The 17,919-nt window shown below is 45.1% G+C and carries 17 protein-coding genes and 1 tRNA gene; 9 read left to right on the top strand and 9 right to left on the bottom strand.

From position 1 onward, the window contains the following. Both CLV27_RS07910 and carB read right to left on the bottom strand, forming a co-directional pair. A complete protein-coding gene (locus tag CLV27_RS07910; protein ID WP_132527574.1) occupies positions 1-567 on the bottom strand; it encodes an acyl-CoA thioesterase in 567 nt (188 codons plus the stop codon). Continuing rightward, on the bottom strand, positions 560-3,787 hold the full coding sequence (carB, locus tag CLV27_RS07905) for a carbamoyl-phosphate synthase large subunit (protein ID WP_132527572.1): 3,228 nt from the start codon (positions 3,785-3,787) through the stop codon (positions 560-562). The genes CLV27_RS07910 and carB overlap by 8 nt, the downstream gene beginning before the upstream one ends. 101 nt (positions 3,788-3,888) lie before the next feature. On the opposite strand from carB, the gene CLV27_RS07900 reads away from it, so the two are divergent. The 5 genes from CLV27_RS07900 to CLV27_RS07880 are packed head-to-tail and all read left to right on the top strand — an operon-like array spanning position 3,889 to position 9,363. Continuing rightward, positions 3,889-6,180, top strand: a complete 2,292-nt coding sequence (locus CLV27_RS07900; RefSeq protein WP_132527570.1) for a methyl-accepting chemotaxis protein — start codon at positions 3,889-3,891, stop codon at positions 6,178-6,180. Between the two features lie 13 nt (positions 6,181-6,193). Then, positions 6,194-6,721: an adenylate kinase family protein gene (locus CLV27_RS07895; RefSeq protein WP_132527568.1), complete on the top strand. Its 528-nt coding sequence runs from the start codon at positions 6,194-6,196 to the stop codon at positions 6,719-6,721. Continuing rightward, positions 6,678-8,006 carry a 16S rRNA (cytosine(967)-C(5))-methyltransferase RsmB gene (gene rsmB, locus CLV27_RS07890; RefSeq protein WP_132527654.1) on the top strand — a complete coding sequence of 443 codons (1,329 nt, stop codon included), beginning with the start codon at positions 6,678-6,680 and terminating at the stop codon, positions 8,004-8,006. Before CLV27_RS07895 ends, rsmB begins: the two co-directional genes overlap by 44 nt. 4 nt (positions 8,007-8,010) lie before the next feature. Next, the gene (locus tag CLV27_RS07885) at positions 8,011-8,661 is read left to right on the top strand and encodes an HDOD domain-containing protein (protein WP_132527566.1); all 651 of its coding nucleotides are present in this window, start codon (positions 8,011-8,013) and stop codon (positions 8,659-8,661) included. Positions 8,662-8,712: 51 nt separating this feature from the next. Next, positions 8,713-9,363, top strand: a complete 651-nt coding sequence (locus CLV27_RS07880; protein WP_132527564.1) for an HDOD domain-containing protein — start codon at positions 8,713-8,715, stop codon at positions 9,361-9,363. Here CLV27_RS07880 and truD read toward each other — a convergent pair. From truD to CLV27_RS07860, 4 genes are all read right to left on the bottom strand, one after another. Continuing rightward, positions 9,353-10,522, bottom strand: a complete 1,170-nt coding sequence (gene truD / locus CLV27_RS07875) for a tRNA pseudouridine(13) synthase TruD (RefSeq protein WP_132527562.1) — start codon at positions 10,520-10,522, stop codon at positions 9,353-9,355. The genes CLV27_RS07880 and truD overlap by 11 nt on opposite strands. Next, entirely contained in the window at positions 10,519-11,025 is a 507-nt protein-coding gene (locus CLV27_RS07870) for a D-glycero-alpha-D-manno-heptose-1,7-bisphosphate 7-phosphatase (RefSeq protein WP_132527560.1), read from the bottom strand. The genes truD and CLV27_RS07870 overlap by 4 nt, the downstream gene beginning before the upstream one ends. A 49-nt stretch (positions 11,026-11,074) precedes the next feature. Further along, positions 11,075-11,150 (bottom strand) — tRNA-Asn (locus tag CLV27_RS07865). 74 nt (positions 11,151-11,224) lie between these two features. After that, entirely contained in the window at positions 11,225-11,995 is a 771-nt protein-coding gene (locus tag CLV27_RS07860) for a TrmB family transcriptional regulator (protein ID WP_132527558.1), read from the bottom strand. A 117-nt stretch (positions 11,996-12,112) separates the two neighbouring features. Here CLV27_RS07860 and CLV27_RS07855 point away from each other — a divergent pair, with 117 nt between their 5' ends. Together CLV27_RS07855 and CLV27_RS07850 are read left to right on the top strand one after the other, a co-directional pair. Beyond that, entirely contained in the window at positions 12,113-12,820 is a 708-nt protein-coding gene (locus CLV27_RS07855; RefSeq protein ID WP_165863714.1) for a C-GCAxxG-C-C family protein, read from the top strand. 156 nt (positions 12,821-12,976) lie between these two features. Continuing rightward, entirely contained in the window at positions 12,977-13,444 is a 468-nt protein-coding gene (locus CLV27_RS07850; RefSeq protein ID WP_243644916.1) for a DUF2062 domain-containing protein, read from the top strand. 66 nt (positions 13,445-13,510) lie between these two features. Here the strand turns inward: CLV27_RS07850 and argF are convergent, their stop codons facing one another. The 3 genes from argF to CLV27_RS07835 are packed head-to-tail and all read right to left on the bottom strand — an operon-like array spanning position 13,511 to position 15,152. Continuing rightward, positions 13,511-14,440, bottom strand: a complete 930-nt coding sequence (gene argF, locus CLV27_RS07845; RefSeq protein WP_132527552.1) for an ornithine carbamoyltransferase — start codon at positions 14,438-14,440, stop codon at positions 13,511-13,513. After that, positions 14,437-14,682, bottom strand: a complete 246-nt coding sequence (locus CLV27_RS07840) for a hypothetical protein (protein WP_132527550.1) — start codon at positions 14,680-14,682, stop codon at positions 14,437-14,439. Before CLV27_RS07840 ends, argF begins: the two co-directional genes overlap by 4 nt. After that, on the bottom strand, positions 14,658-15,152 hold the full coding sequence (locus CLV27_RS07835; RefSeq protein WP_132527548.1) for a type II secretion system protein: 495 nt from the start codon (positions 15,150-15,152) through the stop codon (positions 14,658-14,660). Before CLV27_RS07835 ends, CLV27_RS07840 begins: the two co-directional genes overlap by 25 nt. A 169-nt stretch (positions 15,153-15,321) precedes the next feature. Between CLV27_RS07835 and CLV27_RS07830 the strand changes: the two genes are divergently transcribed. Together CLV27_RS07830 and hemW are read left to right on the top strand one after the other, a co-directional pair. Next, on the top strand, positions 15,322-16,806 hold the full coding sequence (locus CLV27_RS07830; protein WP_132527546.1) for a tetratricopeptide repeat protein: 1,485 nt from the start codon (positions 15,322-15,324) through the stop codon (positions 16,804-16,806). After that, positions 16,803-17,918 (top strand): radical SAM family heme chaperone HemW, encoded by a 1,116-nt coding sequence (gene hemW, locus CLV27_RS07825; RefSeq protein WP_132527544.1) that lies wholly within the window; start codon positions 16,803-16,805, stop codon positions 17,916-17,918. Before CLV27_RS07830 ends, hemW begins: the two co-directional genes overlap by 4 nt. Position 17,919: the final 1 nt, after the last annotated feature.

Genomic DNA, 17,919 nt, shown 5'->3' with positions numbered 1-17,919 from the left:
TTAGTTGGGTTTGTCCTCTCCCTTAACCCTTTCAACTACGAGCTTCCTGAGCTTTTCAGAAATTCCCTCCTGAGACTGCGCCTGCTTTGGTTCTTGCTGTTCTAACTGTTGTCCTTCTTTTATGAGTCCCTTCTTCTTGAGCTCCTCAAAGATTTCCTTTCCAAAGCTTACAGGCCTTCCCTGTGGGTCAATGAAGATGTGCTGCGTAAAGCCCACAGCTAAGACAACATCGTCCCTGAGGATTCTGTAGTCAAACCTGATTCCCCTTGAACCGATGTTCGTTATGGCGGTTTCAACGGTTAAAAGGTCATCGTAGGCAATTGGAGCCATGTACCTGCAGGCGGCCTCAACGACCGGCATGAGGATTTGCCTTTGCTGGAATATTTTCTTGTACTCAAAGCCAAGGGCCCTGAAGAGCTCCGTCCTTCCCCTCTCAAAGACGTCAAAAATTCTTGAGTAGTACATAACCCCGTAAGCATCAACCTCTGCCATTGAAACCCTGTAGGGCATACTTCCAACTATAACCTGAGGCTGTTTCTGTTCCTGTCCTTTCTTTTCGTCAGCCATTTTTCCCTCCGTAGTATTCCTGAAGTGAGCGAACGCTCATCTGTCCCTTTCTCATGGACTCTATAGCCATAACGGCAGCCTGAGCTCCCCTTATAGTTGTGTAGTAGGGGATACCGTAGTTGACTGCAAGTCTCCTTATGCTCTTAGCGTCCCTCTTAGATTTTGCTCCCGTTGGAGTATTTATTATCAGGGCTACCTCTCCATTCTTTATGAGGTCCTCTACGTTGGGACGCCTTCCCTCCTGAATCTTGTAGACAACCTCAACGGGTAGCCCCTTTTCTTTGAGGAACCTGTACGTTCCCTCCGTGGAGACAATCTTAAAGCCCATCTCCACTAACTTCTTGGCAATTCCGTAAACCCTCGGCTTATCCTTGTCCTTAACGCTTATGAAGACCTTACCCTTAGATGGGTCAAGGGGAAGCCTTGAGCCGGCTGCAAGCTGGGCTTTATAGAAGGCAATGCCGAAGTCCTTGTCTATTCCCATAACCTCGCCGGTTGACTTCATCTCGGGGCTTAAGATTGGGTCAACCTCCGGGAAGCGGTTGAAGGGGAAGACGGCCTCTTTTACGGAGTAGTAGTCCGGCTCTACTTCCTCAACTCCGAGTTCGTCAAGGGTCTTACCCATTGCAACTTTTGTTGCAATCTTTGCAAGGGGTAGTCCTATCGCTTTACTGACGAAAGGAACGGTTCTTGAAGCCCTCGGGTTGACCTCAATGATGTAGATTTCTCCGTCCTTAACGGCAAACTGGATGTTTATGAGACCTTTAACGTTCAGCTCTAAGGCTATCTTCCTCGTTATTTCCTTGATTTCTTCAACAATCTCCTTTGGAACTGAGAAGGTCGGAAGAACGCAGGCGCTATCTCCGGAGTGGATTCCCGCCTCCTCTATGTGCTCCATTACTCCACCTATTACGACGCGCCTTCCGTCACAGACGGCGTCAACGTCAAACTCAACGGCGTCTTCAAGGAACTTGTCTATGAGGACGGGCTTTTCTTCTGAGACCTCAACGGCTTCGGCCATGTACTGACGGAGCTCCTCCAAGTTATAAACAATCCTCATGGCCCTTCCACCAAGGACGTAGGAGGGACGCATGAGGACGGGGAAGCCGATTTCCTGAGCAACTTTCTCGGCCTCCTCTAAAGAGCGGGCAATACCGGATGGAGGTTGCTTTAGGCCAAGTTTGTTTAGGAGCTCCCTAAACCTCTCCCTGTCCTCTGCTATGTCAATGCTCTCAGAGGAAGTTCCAAGTATTTTTACCCCTTCCTTTTCAAGGGGAACGGCAAGCTTTAGTGGTGTCTGACCACCAAACTGAACGATTACTCCTTCCGGCTTTTCCTTTTCTACGATGTTTAGGGCATCTTCTAAGGTAAGTGGCTCAAAGAAGAGCTTATCGGAAGTATCGTAGTCTGTTGAAACGGTTTCGGGGTTACAGTTGACCATGTGGGCTTCATACCCAAGTTCCCTTAGAGCCCAGACTGCGTGGACACAGCAATAGTCAAACTCTACACCCTGACCTATCCTGTTTGGACCTGAACCAAAGACGGTAACTTTTTTCTTACTGCTCGGATTAGCCTCACACTCTTTTCCATCGTATGTTGAGTAGTAGTAGGGGGTGTAGGCCTCAAACTCTCCGGCACAGGTATCAACGGTCTTGTATAGAACAGGAACGGTCTTTTTCCTCTTTTCCCTGACCTCTTTTTCTGAAACACCAAGGAGCTCCGCAATATACCTATCAGAGAATCCCCACTTTTTGGCAAACTTCAGGACATCGGAAGGAAGAGTATCTAAGGTGTACTTCTTTATCTCCTTTTCAAGCTCAACTATCTGCCTTATGTTGTGGAGGAACCACCTGTCTATCCTTGATAGCTCGTAGAGCTTTTCAATGCTCCAGCCTCTCCTTAGAGCTTCTGCTATGTACCAGATACGGTCGGCGTTTGGAACTGCAATTTTGCTTTCAAGCTCATCGTCAGATACCTTTTCAGTACCTTTCATAAGGAGGCCGTACCTTCCAATCTCTAAGGAGCGTATCGCCTTAAGGAGTGCCTCCTTAAAAGTTCTGCCTATGGCCATTACCTCACCGACAGACTTCATCCTCGTGGTGAGGGATGAGTCGGCCTCCGGGAACTTCTCAAAGGCCCACCTTGGAAACTTAACGACGCAGTAGTCAATTGCCGGTTCAAAGGAGGCTGGCGTTTTCTTTGTTATGTCGTTTGGAAGCTCATCTAATGTGTATCCGACGGCGAGTTTCGCGGCTATTTTTGCAATTGGGAATCCGGTAGCTTTAGAAGCCAATGCCGAGGAACGGGAAACCCTCGGGTTCATTTCAATAACGATTACTCTTCCGTTTTCGGGGTTTACTGCAAACTGAACGTTTGAACCTCCGGTTTCAACTCCAATTTCCCTGATGATGGCAATGGCAGCGTCCCTTAGTATCTGGTATTCCTTGTCCGTTAGAGTCTGGGCTGGAGCTACAGTTATGGAGTCGCCGGTGTGAACACCCATCGGGTCAACGTTTTCAATTGAACAGATAATCACAACGTTGTCGTTTAAGTCCCTCATTACCTCAAGCTCGTACTCCTTCCAGCCTAAAACGCTCTCCTCTATGAGAATCTCGTTTATGGGGCTTGCATCAAGTCCTCTCTTTGCTATTTCCTTAAACTCCTCTATGTTGTAGGCTACGCCTCCTCCCTCTCCACCGAGGGTAAAGGCCGGCCTGATTATTGCAGGAAGGCCAACTTCTTTAACGACCTCTAAGGCCTCCTCTAAGGAGCGGGCAAGGCCACTCTTTGGAACTTCAAGGCCTATTTTGAGCATTGCCTCTTTGAAGAGCTCCCTGTCCTCTGCCTTCTTTATGGCCTCTACCTTTGCACCTATCAGCTCAACGCCGTAACGCTCAAGGATTCCTGCCTCGTGGAGCTCTACAGCCAAGTTGAGGGCTGTCTGTCCACCGACCGTTGGGAGGAGGGCGTCAGGCCTTTCCTTCTCAATGATTTTCTCAAGAACCTCAACTGTTAACGGCTCTATGTAGGTTCTATCGGCAACGCCGGGGTCTGTCATAATCGTTGCCGGGTTGGAGTTGACGAGAATGACCTCGTAGCCTTCCTCCTTTAAAGCTTTACAGGCCTGCGTTCCGGAGTAGTCAAACTCTGCGGCCTGACCGATGACTATAGGGCCAGAACCGATTATGAGGATTTTCCTGATGTCTTCTCTCTTCGGCAAAGGAGCCTCCAGCTTTAAAGTGTTTTGAAAATTTTACGATAAAAGTAGAATTGGGTTTTGCTAAGATTTAAAAGGGTAACGGAATAAAGGGTAAAGGCGCGATGAAGCTGCTTAAAGACATGTCCCTCGGGAAGAAAGTAACCCTCGGGGGACTGGTTGGAATCCTCGTCCTAACGCTCATTCTGGGCTTCTCCTCCTACAGGGCTACAAAAGAAAACCTCACTACAGAAACCTTCCAGAGGTTAACCGTTGTAAGGGAGGCAAAGAGCCAGCACATTGAGGACTACTTCTCCTACATGGAAAGCCTCCTTTCCTCAATTGCCAACAGTAGCCTCGCAAGGGAAAGTTTAAGGGCCTTTGAGGAGTCCTTCTACAGGCTTTCAGAGGAGTTAGACCTTGATATTGATGATGTTAAGAGAGCTTTAGAAGAGGAGTACGAAAGACACTACCTTAATCTGGTGAACTACGATATTCCCGGAGCTCCACCACGGCGGGAGGTTGAGTTCTACCTTCCTAAAAATCCCAACGGACTACTGGCGCAGTTTCTCTTTATCGTAGAGAACCCCTACCCTGTAGGGAAAAAGAACAGGCTCGTCTACAACGAAAAGTACCCCTGTTCATACGTGAAAGTTCACAAGAAGTTCCACCCAGACTTTAATCACCTCCTTAAGGAGTTTGGTCTCTACGACATATTTTTGGTTGATAAGAGGGGGACTATTGTCTACACGACCTTTAAGGAAAAAGACTTTGCAACAAACCTCATCTCAGGCCCTTACAGCGGTACAGGAATAGCTAAGGCCTTTAGGGAGGCCATAAGCTCCCCTCCCGGCAGGGTAGTTTTTTCAGACTTTAAACCCTATGAGCCAAGCTACAACCAGCCTGCAGCCTTCATAGCGACGCCGGTTTACGAAGGTAGTGAGAAAGTAGGGGTCTTAATTTTCCAGCTTCCAATAGACAAGATAGATGCGATAGTCAACTTTAACTACAGGTTTAAGGAGGCAGGGCTCGGTAAGACCGGGGAAGTCTATATTGCCGGCTCGGATTACACCCTTAAGAACAACATAAGGTTTCTCAGGGAGATAGATGACCCAATAGTAAGGAAGGCGGGAACCACTATAGGGATACTGAAGGTAGATACCCTACCGGTTAGGAAGGCCCTTAAAGGCGAAAAGGGAGTGGCGATTTCCGAGAACTTCTTCGGAAAGAGAGTCTTAGTCTCTTACGCTCCGATTAACGTCTTCGGAAATAGGTGGGCAATTGTGGCAGAAATAGAGGAGGATGAGATACTTTCAGGTATCACCTCTCCCAAGAAAAACAAGATGCTCATCTTCACCCTTCTTTTCCTCCTGATGATGGTTGCTGCCTTTTTAATCTTTGTTAAGAGGAGTATCGTTGCTCCCCTTAACGAGCTTATCCTTACAACTAAGGACTTAGCTGAGGGCGAAGGAGACCTGACGAGAGAACTTTCTATCAACCGTAACGACGAACTTGGAAGGGCGGCTAAATACTTTAACGCCTTCATAGAGAAGGTCAGGACGATAATTGAGAGGGCGAAACAGTCGGCCCGCAGGAACGTAAAGATAGCGACGGTTCTTAAAAACAACGCCGAGAACGTAAAAAGAAGGATAACGGAGGAGAAAGAAACGGTAAATAAGGCAACAGAAACAGCAGCAGCTATAACAGAACCGATTAAAGAGTTTAAGGAGCTTGTATCCTCATCAGAGAAAGAGGTTGAGAGGGCAAGCAGGAAGCTGACATCAACGATGAACAGCATAGAGGAGCTCCAGAAAACCATAGAGAAAACGGAGAGAGAGAGCTTAGCCTCTATTCATGAGCTTAAAGAGCTCAACAGGGAAGCAGAGAGCATAAAGAACATCATAGAGATAATAGAGGACATTGCCGATAAGACTAACCTCTTAGCTCTCAACGCTTCTATAGAAGCTGCTAAGGCAGGAGAAACCGGAAAAGGATTTGCCGTCGTTGCCGAGGAGATAAGGAAGTTGGCCGAGCAGATTCAGAGGAACACGGTAAACATCAACAGGATACTCAATGGTATTGTCCTTTCTATATCGGAGACGACCCAGAAGATTGAAAAGAGTAACTCGGAGAACATGGAGTTCTTAAGATCTGTCTCGGAGCATGTGATAGGTGAAATGAAGGAAGTTACCGACGTAATGGAGAAAACAAGGACTGTATCAAGGACGCTGAGTGAGAGCTCCAACGGGCTTATTGCGCAGGTTGAAAGCTTGATTGAGAACATAAAGGAGATAGACGAGATTTCTGAATCAAACGCTAAAAGCGTTGAGGAAATACTTTTGAAGATAAAGGAGCTCTACAGGGAAATTGATGAGCTCAACAACATCATATCTACCTTTAAGACCAAGATAAGATAAAAGGAGATAGAGATTGAGGATTACTATAACCGGAACGCCGGGGTCTGGAAAGACAACGGTGGCTAAGCTCCTATCGGAGTTAACGGGAATTCCAGTTTTCCACCTCTCTGACCTTATTAGGGAGAAAGGTTTCTATACAGACTACGACGAGGAAAGGGACGCCTACGTTACAGATGTGGAAAAGTTGACGGAATTCTTTAAAGGAAAGGAGAAGTTCATAGCCGAAGGGCTTGTTGCCCACTATCTACCTTCTGACCTGTGTATAATTTTGAGAGTTCACCCTTCAGAGCTCCCCAAAAGGCTCGCCGGCAGAGGGTACTCTCCTCTTAAAGTGGCTGAGAACGTAGAGGCTGAGAGGCTTGCTGTAATAGCTACGGAAGCTTTTGAAAACCCGAGAGCTCCGAGAATAGCTCACATAGATACGACAAACAGGACTCCGGAAGAGGTAGTCCAGTTAATCCTCAGGTGTATAGAAGGAGAAGAGGTTTTTGACGACGTTGATTGGTTGGAAGAGCAGGGAAATAGCTATAAAAATCCTTAATGCTTTTGAGAAGGACAAAAAGTTAAGGGAGCACGTAGAAAAGTTTACCGTTAATCTCTCTCCGCTTGACAGGGCTTTTATAAGGGAAATAGCCTCAGGGACTGTCAGGTATTTAAGACTTCTTGACTTTTCCCTGCAGAGAGCTCTTAAGAAAAACCTAAAGGGTCAGAAACCTTCGGTCAGAAATGCGCTTAGGCTCATAGCCTATCAGCTCTTCTTTACAGGAGTTCCGGCCTACGCTGCGGTAAATGAGACGGTAGAGGCTGTTAAGAGGCTTTTAGGGAAGAAGCCGGCCGGCTTTGTAAACGCAGCTTCCAAAAAGTTACTCGGGTTTAACTATAGGCGTGAGGTAGAGCGTATTCCCTCCTATTTTGAGAGGATTTCTACCCTTTACTCTTTTGAAACATGGATGGTAAGGCGCTGGGCGAGATTTTACGGTAAGGATGAAATTGAAGAGCTCCTTAAATCTCTCAACAAGGTAGCTCCCCTCTGTTTAAGGGTTAACAGGATAAAGGTGACGCCCGAGAAGCTTTTCTCCTTACTTGAGAGTAAGGGAATAGAAGTTGAAAGACATCCCTTCATACCGGATATACTAAGGATAAAGGGAAGAGTTCCCATAGAGAGCCTTCCCGGGTATAAAGAAGGTTACTTTTACATTCAGGACCCCGCGTCTTTCTTGGCTGCCTATCTCCTTGACCCTAAGCCTTCTGAGCTGATACTTGACGTTGGCGCAGCTCCCGGTGGAAAAACTACAGCAATTGCTTCAATAACGGAAAATAGAGCAAAAATTGTGGCCGTTGACGTGAATAAGAAGAGGATGGAGCTCCTAAAGGCCAACTGCAAAAAGCTTGGCGTAAAAAACGTTTCTTTCGTTTTGACGGATATCTCTAAGGATAGAAGCTTTAGGGAGAAGTTCAGGAGCTCCTTTGATAGAATCTTAATAGACGCTCCCTGTAGCGCTACCGGCGTAATACGGAGACACCCTGAGGGCAAGTGGAACAAGTCTATTGAGCTTATAAGGCACAACCAGAAGGTACAGAGAGCGCTACTTAAAAGTGCCTATGAGCTCCTAAAACCCGGTGGAGTCCTGCTCTTTAGCGTCTGTTCATTAGAACAGGAAGAGGGTGAGGAGAACGCGAAAGCAGCGCTCAACTTCGGTTACTCTCCTTACGAGTTTTCAAACCTTTTTGAGGAGCTTAAAGCAGGTTTAAAGGGTAATACCCTAAGAGTATTCCCTCACCGGAACAACATGGACGGTTTCTTCTACGCAATCTTCAGGAGATAACCTGATGTCTGAGCTTGAGAAGCAGGAATTAAACCGTCAGGTCTTGATAAGGCTGATAAAGGCAATAATAGATCAGGAGGAGCTGAAAGTTATATCCCAGATTATTTCCATGGATCCCCACTTGTTGGCTCGTGTCTTAAAGTACGTAAACTCTCCCTACTTTGGGCTTAGGAGAGAGATAACGTCTGTAGAGCACGCTGTCGCCTATTTGGGCTACAAGAAGCTTAAAGAGTTTGCTTTTATCCTGTTGACTACCTCTGTCTTGCAGAACAAGCCGAGGGAGGAGGTTAAGAAAGTTCTACAGTTTGCTTACCTAATGAAGTTTCTGGCGAGGAAACTCTACCCCAAGTATGAAGATGAAGCATTTATGGTAGGACTCTTTGAACCAATAAGGGAAGAGCTTGGGGATGAACTGAAGGAAATATTAATTAAAGCGGGAGTTTCCGATATCGTCATAGAGGGACTGTACAACCAACGTTCAGCTCTTGGAAAGCTTAAATCAATAGTCGCCAAGTTGTTGCCCCTGTGTAAAAAATTTATTGAAGGGGAAATAGAGGAGATTCCCGTTAAAACTCCTGAAAACCTCAAATCTGCAGTCGTAAAAAGCTGTATAGATTCTGAAAATGTAACAAATCAGATATTGGAACTGCTTTAGAAGAGAGGTTATAATCCTTACAGTGTCATAGAGTGAGGAGAGGAGGAAGCTATGGCAGATGTTGAAAGGCTGGAGTTAAATAGGGAAGTAATGCTCAGGTTAATAAAGGCTCTTATAGATGGAGAAGAACTTGATGAGATTGCTAATATCATTAGCATGGACCCTAACCTATCGGCTAGGCTCCTTAAATTTATAAACTCACCTTTCTTTGGATTGAGGAAAGAAATTAAGTCTATCGTTCAGACAATTGCTTACTTAGGTTATAAAAACTTAAAAGATTACGTTTTTGTCCTGCTGACCTCCTCTTTCCTTAAAAGTAAAAGTAGGGACGAGATAAAGGAGATTCTGAAGTTTGCTTACTTGATGAGGAACATGGCTGAAAGGATTATGCCTGAGCATGCTGATGAGGCTTTTATGGTAGGAATCCTTGAACCTGTAAAGAAGGAAGTGGGAGAAGAGATAAGAGAGATACTTGTAAAGGCTGGCGTTTCGGAACAAGTTGTTAACGGGCTTCTCAACCCTGACAGCAAACTTGGAAAGCTGAAGGAACTTGCGGAGAAGCTTATGGAGCTCTGCAACAGTTTAATCGTTGAGGAGGATGTTAAGTTACCTGAGGAGTTTTCAGCTTTCACGAAGGAAGAGCTTATTGAAGGCTGTCTTGAGTCTGAGAAAAGGGCTCAGGCTATACTTTCTACGCTTTAAGGAGGAACCTTAAGAGAACCGTTGCGTAAGCTCCTGAGGGTAAAGTAAAGGTTATTTTCATTCTCCTTTTTGTCTTTTCAAGGATTTTGAAATTTTCAGGGAAAACGACGGCTTTCCTCAGGCCGTCGGTCATTACCACCATACCGGCAACTTCCTTGTCAAACCACTCCCTCTTAATGCCGTACCTCTCCTGAACCTTGTGTATTGCCCTTCTGAGGATTTTATCTTCAGGTAAGTGTTTGTGTCCTGTATATGGAACTTCAAGCTCTCTGAGGTAGTCAAAGTCACTAACTTCAAGGTAGTAGGAAAGTTTCCAGTTGTTAATGAAGGGGACTCTTACGAATGGGTACTTTGCCTCAATGTACTCCCTCAAGTACTCGTTCCAGAGGAAACTCTGAAAGGCGAAGTTGAACATGAGCCTTACGTTCTTTGGAAGGATTCTAAAAGCTTTTTCCGGGGAAAGTCCCCTCATGAGTCCTCTTATGAGGTCCTTCTCGTACTCTTCAAGAGCTGGAGCTAAGGTTCTGTAGAGCTTTTTCCAGTCTCCCCAGAAGTCAACGGAGCTCTTGCCAAAGAAGTAGCTCCTCAGAGCTCCGTCAAAGTCCCCTTTCAGGATGTAGCGGAGAACGAAGTCGTCCCTGCTCTTAACGCTTCCAAACCTCTGTTCTCCAAAGTAGTTGGGAAAGCCATAGTTCCTGACAACCTCAAGATTTCTATAGAAACGCTCTCTTAGGCTTTTTTCAAACTCCCTAATCGTGATGGTGAACTTATTACCCTTAAGGTCTCCAAGACCTAAGGGCCTATTAACGTAACCAACGGGTTCAACGCAGAAACCCATTTCCTTGCCGATTTCTACGTGGGAGACTTCTGTCCAGCGATTTCTAACAGGTTTGAAGCATACTTTTTCAACAGAGTAGTTAACAGGAACGGTGAGGTATTGAGTCGTTACTGCAAACTTATCTTTAAGGCCGGCAAACCCGATTTCCTTTAACGGTATCTTGGTGAAACGCGAAAGAACTCTTAGAGCTTCAAGGGTAGAAACATTTGACTTTACCAGTTTTAATAGATGGAACTTTCCTTTTTCTTGAGGCTCAAGAAGGGGAACCTCTTCAACAATAAAGTCTTCTGGTTTTCTCTTTATCTTGTTGTAGAGCTTCAACTTTCATCCCCGAGAGAGACAATATGTTTGGCTGCGCTTAAAAAATCTGGGAAGAGAGTAGTTCTTACCTTTACTCCACCTTTACAGCCTGCATTTACCGCAAGCTGAATATCGGAATCTCTATCTCCTATGACAAAGCTTTCTGATACGTCAATATTCCATTTTTCAGCAGCTTTTTCAACCATTCCTGTTCTGGGTTTTCTGCAGTTACATCCATCTTCTGGTCTGTGGGGACAGAAGAAGAAGTCGTCAATTTGGACGCCGTAGGGTTTGAGAAACTCCTGTAGTTTCCTGTTGACTGCGTGAAAGTCATCTTCTTGAAAGTATCCCCTGCCTATACCGGACTGGTTGCTGGTGACTATTAGAAGGTAACCACTTTCTTTAAGGAGCTTTAAGCCTTCAGGGACTCCGGGTAAGAGCTTTACCTTTTCTGGCTCGTGGATAAATCCATCGTCATGAATAAGCGTATTGTCCCTGTCTAAAAAAACAGCTCGGTTTTTCACGGGATTTTATCCTTGAGGAAGTGAATCTTTTGGAGGGGTAAAATAAAAATGGCTCCCCGGGCCGGGCTCGAACCAGCGACCTGGTGGTTAACAGCCACCCGCTCTACCAGCTGAGCTACCGGGGAGCTTTGCTGATTAGTAATATAGTAACTGTCCAGTAGAGTGTCAAGAGATAAGAGAGGAAATTTTCAGGTAGAGTCTAATCCTTTGAGGGACAATTTTTCCACTGCTGATCAAAGAATAGGATGAACGGCTTTATTATCGCTTCATTCTCGGTGTAGAGGCCGTTTGGAGCTCCTTTTTCATCAAAGTAGACGATTAGGAGTTTACTGTCATCAACTATCAGAAGGTACTGACAGCAGGCAGCAGCTTCGCAGTACTCGCCTCCGAGCTTTTTAATCTCTTCCTTGCAAGGTTTATCAAACTCTCCCATTGCGAGGATTTTTACCTTTCTCTTAAGGTACTTTTTGAGGTTCCCTTTGCATCCCAGAGTAAACAGGGGCTTAATTCCAGCAATTTTTACCGTTGACCTTGCAGAGCTTATCATTGAGATAGCCTGATTTACGATGGACTCCCTGCCTTCAAGGATGAATACCTGAAAGCCGTTGTCAAAGGAGCTATTTTTGGCTTCAGGTATTTTCTCCTCAATCTTGTCTACGAGCTTCTTTAGATTGTCCTCTCTTATCTCAAATTCAAGTCTTAGCTGCCTTATCCTGTTGTTGAGCGCCTTGCGGGGAGGAATTGGAATGTACCTTTTGGGGTTTGTGTTTTTTACTTGTACAAATCCTTTTCTTTCAAGTGACCTGAGGGCGTCGTAGACCCTCTGCTGGGGTATCTGGGCTTCTCGGGCTATTAATGTTGCCGTTGCCTCTCCAAGTAGAAGCAGAACGTAGTAGGCCTTTGCCTCGTAGCTGTTTAAGCTGTACTCCTTAAGTAGCTTTATAACTTCCTCGTCAAGCTGGATTTTCATCCTATCTCCCAAAGGCGTATTTTGCAAGAGGTAACCAGAGCTAAATATTAGGGTTAAGTTGACACTTGACAACTTAGCTGATATATTAACCACTAAATGGTGGTTAAGGAGGATGCCATGGATAGAAGAAACTTCCTTAAGAACGGCCTAAAGGTTGGTTTAGGTGTTGCTGTTGGAGTTGCGGCTGGAGGTGGTATTGCCCTTGCAAGCAGGGGAGAAAATACCAACCTACCATACCCTTACGTTAAACTTGACCCAGAAAGAGTTGCTCAGAGGGCTTACAACTACTACCGCAAGGGACACTGCGCCTATGCAGTCTTTGCTGCAATACTTGATGAGCTTAAGGAGAAGGTTGGAGAGCCCTATACCTACATACCTTCAGAGCTCTACGTTTACGGTAAGGGCGGAATTGTAGGCTGGGGAACTGTGTGTGGAACTCTCAACGGTGCTTGCGGAATAATAACCCTAACCTGCAAGGACTACGGGAAGCTGATAGATACTCTCTTTAGCTGGTATGAGAAGACGGAGCTCCCTACCTTTGTTCCTAAAGGGAAGGTTGCCTATCCAAAGAGCGTTTCCAACTCTCCACTCTGTCACGTATCTGTTATGAAGTGGTGTAAGGCCGCGACAAACCACTTTGGAAGACACATTGCCTACAACAGCAAGGAAAGGTCTGAAAGGTGTGCAAGGCTCTCTGCAAGCGTTGCGAGGAAGACGGTGGAACTCCTCAACGACTACCACGAGGGTAGGCTTGTCCCTGTAAAGATTAAAGGATTCCAGAAGACGAAGATGGACTGTATGGAGTGCCATTCAAAGACAAGGTAAAAACAGAAGGGGAGGTTTTTCCTCCCCTTTAATAAAAATAAAAAGTAGCTCGGAGGGGTATAAAGGGAAAACTGCAAGCTTTCAGGCTTGCCCTTCCTTTTCCAATATTGTAATATTAAGCCTGTTATGAAAAACAGGATAAAAAAAGCTTTATCCTTGAAGTATTACCTTAACAAGCTTTTAGAGATGAAGGAAAGCCCCGACGAGATGGCAAAGGGGCTTGCACTTGGAGTTTTTATTGGTTTCCTTCCCATTAATGGATTTCAGGTTCTCATTGCCGTTACCATTGCAGCCTTAACAAGAGTCAGTAAAATGGCTGCTGCTATCGGAACTCACGTAACGAACCCTTGGACTACGATTCCAGTTTTAATAATTGACTACTACGTTGGTTGTTTCCTCTTAGGAAGGAAAGCCTGTACTCCCCACGTAGATTTCACTTCATTAAGTAGCCTTATTTCTGCAGGGAAAGAGATAATACTTCCCATGTTTGTCGGTGGAATCTTTCTCGGAACGATATTCTCGGTACTCTCTTACTTTGGTATTAAAAAGCTCCTTGAAAAGGAAGCAACGGTTGTTAAGAACTACGTTAAGAGTATAAGGAAGCATAAGAAAATTTCAGGTTAATCCCCCTTTCCCTTCCTCCTCCCGAAATTCCCTGAGAAGTGGTTGTTCTCTTTGTCAGTAGTTCTCTTAGAGGGTAGCCTTTCTTACAAGCTTAAGTATTAAGGCCTTCTGGGTGTGGAGCCTGTTTTCTGCCTGATCCCACACGATAGACCTTTCACCTTCAAGTATCTCCTCCGTTACCTCTTCTCCCCTGTGGGCAGGGAGGCAGTGCATAAAGAGGAAATCGGGCTTTGCGTGTTTTACAAGCTCCCTGTTAACTTGATAGGGCATGAATACCTCTTTTCTCTCCTCGGCCTCTTTTTCCTGTCCCATTGAAGCCCAAACATCTGTGTAAATAACGTCAGCATCCTTTGCTGCTTCTACCGGGTCGTTTGTAACTACAATCTCAGCGCCGGTCTCTGAGGCAATTTCCTTAGCCTTCTTAACGTAGCGTTCAAGAGGTTCAAAACCTTCAGGCGTTGCAGCGTAGAATTTCATTCCCGTGAAGGCTGCTGCAATGAGCCAAGAGTTACACATGTTGTTGCCGTCGCCTATGAAGGCAACCTTTAAACCTTTTAGTGTCCTCTTGTACTCCCAAATTGTAAAGAGGTCTGCAAGAACTTGACAGGGATGCTCTTCGTCCGTGAGGGCGTTTATAACTGGAACGTCTGAGTACCTTGCCAGCTCCTCTACTCTCTCTTGGCCGAATGTCCTTATAACTATTAGGTCAACGTAGCGGGAGAGAACTCTTGCTGTGTCTTTAATAGGTTCTCCCCTACCAAGCTGTGAGCCTTGGGTGTCCATATAAACCCCGTGTCCTCCAAGCTGGTACACGCCCACCTCAAAGGAGACGCGGGTTCTGGTAGAGGGTTTTTCAAAGATTAGGGCTGCCGTAAAGCCTTCAAGAGGCCTGTAAATTTCCCCTTTTTTCTGCTTTTCTTTTAAGAATGCGCTTAAGTGGATGATGTTCTCTATGAAGAGCATGTCAGCATCAAGCATTGATATAAAATCCTTCATCTCTCCTGCTCCTCCAAGGCTTTTATGAATACCTTGTACTGATTCTGAAGGAACTTTATTTCGCCCTCTTTTCTTGCGAGTTCGTCTGCAAGTTCAGTGATTTTTTTGTCAAGCTTTACGAGTTCAGCTTCTACTTCTTCTACCTTTAAAAATAGCTCTTTCATGTAGAAAAAGAGCCTAATTGAAAAGAGGAACAATCCCATTATAGCAAGTAGTATTAGGATGAGTAAAAGCTGAACCACTCCGCTATCCTCCCCTTGAGAATCTTATCCTTGAAGGTTTCTGCTTCTGCTTCATTTAGTTGCATTATGTGGGTTTCCCCAGAGGGGATGAATACCATTACTGTGTAGTATACCGAATCTCCCTTCGCTATGAGCCCAAAAACTGTAGGGGTATTTCCAGAGAAGCAGTATTTAGAGACACTATGGGACGAAACTATTTTGCCGGGGGAAACGAAGCTCGTTAGCTCAAATCCATCCGGAAAGGGTACTTTATCCCCCGAAACTTCTACGGTACTGTTTTTGAAATCTATACAAACTTCAGGAGTTGAGGAGAAGGAGAATAAGCTTCCCATTACGCTCTTTATCTGATTTTCAAATCCTTCTAAGGAGTTACTTCCTCTATTTACGAAGGCCGGTAGTGTTACTATGGAAACGAGAGAGATAATCACCAGAACTATTACAAGCTCAAGGAGCGTGAAGGCTCTTTTCATTTTGCATCCACCTTACTGCTTTTTTGTAATAAAATGTTCATTAGAACGTGTAGAGGCAATTATGAGTTTTAAAATATTTTAAACTTATGCAGTTTATCATATTGATAGCCAAGATGTATTATAATACACGAGTAGAACTGAAATAAACTTTGGAGCTTACGGAGGGAAGTTGGGTTTCTTTGGCCTGTTTAAGAAACGTTCTGAAGAGGAAGAGTTCAGTCGCGCCGTAAGTAGTAGGGACTACTTGACGGTTGCAGAAATAGGAGAAAAGCTAATCAAAAAGTACCCAGATTCGGTTTCTATACTGAACTCTTACGTAGACGCCCTTGTTAAGCTCGGTAAGAAGGAGAAGGCAGTTAAGGCACTCCTTAGCTTTGCTGAGAAAAAAATTAAAGAGGAGTACTACGATATTGCTATTCCTATACTTAAGAAGGTTCTCAAAATAGACCCCCTTAACGTTCAGGCCCTTAAGCTTCTTATACAGGCCTATAGAAAGAAAGAGCTCTTTTATGAAGCCTTTAAAGTCTTAGAGGAGGCCTACAGGGAGTTTAAAAAGAGCGGTGGAAAGACAGAAATTCTAACGAGCCTCTTTGAAAAGTTCCTTCAGGAACAGTTTCACCCTCTCTTTTACGAGAAGTACGCAGACATCCTTATGCAGGAGGGAAGGAAGGAAGAGGCGTTCACGAATTACATTCTTACGGGGAATATGTATGCCAACCTTGGCAACTTCAAGGCCGCCCTTAGGGCTTTCCTTAAAGCCCGTGAAATAAAACAGACTGAGAATTTAGATAGACAAATAGTGGAAACCCTTTCTTACCTTTCTGACGGTAACGTAAGTACCCTGCTTATCAAGCTAATAGAGGAGTACCACGATAACCCTGATTTCCTTAAGTTTGTCGTTTCTGTCTTCAAGGCTACCCACAGGCTGAACTTCCTTAAAAACATTGCTAAGTCTGTTACCTCTCCAAAGGCTAAGTACTTTTTACTTTCCTTAGTAAACTTTGAGCTGGGAGAGGTAGAAGAGGGTTACGAGTACCTTGAGAAGCTCAAACTCCTTGACAGCAACATGTATAAAGTTCTGTTTACAACGGTCAGCTCCAAGTATCCAGATCTTGAAGAGATGCACGTCTCGTTCTCTGCTGAAGAACTACCTGATGTTGACGAGATACTGGGAGCTCTTGACCAAGTCATAGAGGGCAACTTTGAGACTGTAGCTCAGGAGTATGTAAGGAGCTCTGAGGAACCGAAGGAAGAAAAAGATATAAGCACAGAAATAAGGAGACTGGAAGAAGACGGAACGAAGTATATCTCAATGGCTGAGGCCATGTTGGGTATTGGAAACTTTGACAGCGCTGTAGAGAACGCAAAGAAAGCGATGAACTTTGATAAACACTTCTTTAAGGCTATTCAGCTAATTGCCAACGCCTATAGGCTTAAGGGAAGGTTTAGAGATGCCATTGCCTTCCTTATGGATTACGTCAACGATTCCCGCCTTACAGAAGAGGAGAGGGCAAGGCTCAAGGAAACTATTGGTGAGATATACGAGGAGATGGGGGAAAAGGATAGAGCTCTCCTCTGGTACAGGGAAGCCGACAGGGTCTTAAACGACCCTGACATAAAGGAGAAAATCAACCAGCTTGAGAGGGCAAGCTGATTAGCTCCCTTTACGTTCACGTTCCTTTCTGCAGAAGTAAGTGTCCCTACTGCGACTTCTACTCCGTTCCACGTCTTGATTTAAAAAAGTCCTACGCCAAAGCCGTCCTTCTTGAACTCTCCTACCGCTCTCCAGAGTTTGTTCAGTTTCCAACTATCTACTTTGGAGGTGGAACTCCCTCCCTTATGGGGGTTGAGTTTTTTGAGTCAATACTGAGAGCTGTCGGGCAGTTTTCAGAGGTTACAGTTGAGATAAACCCCGAGGATGTAAAGAGGGACTACCTAAATCTTCTAAAAGAGGCCGGAGTAAACAGGGTAAGCTTGGGTATTCAGAGTTTCTTAGACAAAACCCTTAAAACCCTCGGTAGAAGACAGAGCTCCAGCGAAAACCTAAAAGCCCTTGAAGAGACCCTCTCCGTCTTCTCAAACGTTTCAGTTGACATCATCTACGGCGTCCCCGGCCAGAGCTTAAAGGAACTCCAGAAAGACTTAGAAATACTCCTCTCCTTTCCGGTAAAGCACGTTTCTACTTACGCCCTAACTGTCTACGAGGAAACGCCTCTTTATAGCTTGGTCAAATCGGGGAAACAGGAGTTACCTCCAGAAGAGCTCCTCAGGGAGATGTACTACCTTATAAAGGAATCCTTAGAGTCTTCAGGCTTTAAGCACTACGAGATTTCAAACTTCTCACTACCGGGGTTTGAGTCAAAGCACAACTTAAGTTACTGGGAGTTAAGAAACTACATCGGGATTGGCCCTTCTGCAGCCTCCTACGTAAATGGCCGTTACACAAAGAACATCTCTGACGTTAAGGAGTACGTGAGAGCTCTCTTAGAGGGTAGGCCTTTTATAGAGGAAACCGTTGACCACAGCGAAGAAGAGGAAAAGGAGTTAAGGCTCATAATGGGAATGAGGCTCTTGAGGGGCGTTAACCTTAATGAGTTAGGTTTAAAGGAAAAGTTTGAATCAGCCCTTCAAAAAGAGCCGGCGCTTCAGCTTTTACTTGAGGAAGGTTATTTGGTCTATAGAGAGCCGGAGCTCTCTTTGGGAACTCCGGGACTTTTTATCTCAAACACCGTTATCGGTAAGCTCTGCAGTGTCCTCTTTGACTAAC

The sequence above is a fragment of the Phorcysia thermohydrogeniphila genome, from assembly GCF_004339575.1.
GTDB classification, from domain to species: Bacteria; Aquificota; Aquificia; order Desulfurobacteriales; family Desulfurobacteriaceae; genus Phorcysia; species Phorcysia thermohydrogeniphila.
Note: the sequence above shows the minus strand (reverse complement) of the source record. Positions and strands in the feature narration are given on the sequence as shown.

Bases quoted from the DNA above. Each gene is read 5' to 3' on its own strand.
- CLV27_RS07910 (WP_132527574.1), bottom strand. From the start codon at position 567: ATGGCTGACGAAAAGAAAGGACAGGAACAGAAACAGCCTCAGGTTATA.
- CLV27_RS07900 (WP_132527570.1), top strand. From the start codon at position 3,889: ATGAAGCTGCTTAAAGACATGTCCCTCGGGAAGAAAGTAACCCTCGGG.
- CLV27_RS07885 (WP_132527566.1), top strand. From the start codon at position 8,011: ATGTCTGAGCTTGAGAAGCAGGAATTAAACCGTCAGGTCTTGATAAGG.
- CLV27_RS07880 (WP_132527564.1), top strand. From the start codon at position 8,713: ATGGCAGATGTTGAAAGGCTGGAGTTAAATAGGGAAGTAATGCTCAGG.
- CLV27_RS07860 (WP_132527558.1), bottom strand. From the start codon at position 11,995: ATGAAAATCCAGCTTGACGAGGAAGTTATAAAGCTACTTAAGGAGTAC.
- CLV27_RS07855 (WP_165863714.1), top strand. From the start codon at position 12,113: ATGGATAGAAGAAACTTCCTTAAGAACGGCCTAAAGGTTGGTTTAGGT.
- argF (WP_132527552.1), bottom strand. From the start codon at position 14,440: ATGAAGGATTTTATATCAATGCTTGATGCTGACATGCTCTTCATAGAG.
- CLV27_RS07835 (WP_132527548.1), bottom strand. From the start codon at position 15,152: ATGAAAAGAGCCTTCACGCTCCTTGAGCTTGTAATAGTTCTGGTGATT.